Source organism: Enterobacter sp. 03-F-07-AD-ECC (assembly GCF_047530935.1).
GTDB classification, from domain to species: Bacteria; Pseudomonadota; Gammaproteobacteria; order Enterobacterales; family Enterobacteriaceae; genus Enterobacter; species Enterobacter cloacae.
Genome location: NZ_JBLKBZ010000074.1, coordinates 1 through 739 on the forward strand (window position 1 = coordinate 1; position 739 = coordinate 739).

A 739-nucleotide genomic window follows, 5' to 3' on the forward strand; every position below is an offset into this window, starting at 1 on the left:
CCATTGGGCTGGGCGCACATTCTACTGACTGGCGAATATCTTTGGCCCAAGGAACCGAAAGCTTAGGGTGTCATTTCGCCCTCAGCCGGAACCGACCCCCTGAAGGCGAACGGATTTACCCGCTTTATTGTGGCCGGAGGGGAAACGTCGAGCATTGTGGCGCAGACCCTGGGGGTTGAGGCGTTCCATATTGGGCCGACCATCTCCCCTGGCGTGCCCTGGGTGCGTGACACCCGCCAGCCGCTCTCCCTGGCGCTGAAGTCAGGTAACTTCGGCGATATCCAGTTCTTTGCCCGTGCCCAGCAGGAGTTTCGTCATGACTGAGCAACAACTGCGAGAGGAAATGGTGCAGATTGGCGCCTCGTTGTTTAGCCGCGGCTATGCCACCGGCTCCGCTGGCAATCTGTCGCTGCTGCTGCCGGACGGCAACCTGCTGGCGACGCCGACCGGCGCCTGCCTCGGCGAACTGCAGGCTCAGCGGTTGTCGGTGGTGACGCTGCAAGGGGAATGGATCTCCGGCGACAAACCGTCGAAAGAGGTCACTTTTCACCGGGCGGTCTATTTGCACAACCCGGCCTGCAAGGCGATCGTCCACTTGCACAGCCACTATCTGACCGCGCTCTCCTGCCTGCAGGGGCTCGGGCACTGTTGCAAAGTTAGCGATGAGGCAGCCTTTTGTCTTATTCAAAGGCCTTACATTTCAAAAACTCTGCTTACCAGGCGCATTTCGCCCAGGGGA

General features: G+C 59.9%; 1 protein-coding gene and 1 pseudogene. Both read left to right on the plus strand.

Annotated elements, in window-relative coordinates; translation table 11 throughout:
* Positions 1-99: 99 nt before the first annotated feature.
* Positions 100-324, plus strand: a pseudogene (locus ACMWKA_RS25685) (nucleotide-binding domain containing protein); the annotation flags it as partial.
* A partial coding sequence (locus ACMWKA_RS25690; protein ID WP_162270389.1) for a class II aldolase/adducin family protein occupies positions 317-739 on the plus strand: 423 nt, incomplete at its 3' end. The pseudogene ACMWKA_RS25685 and the gene ACMWKA_RS25690, both read left to right, overlap by 8 nt.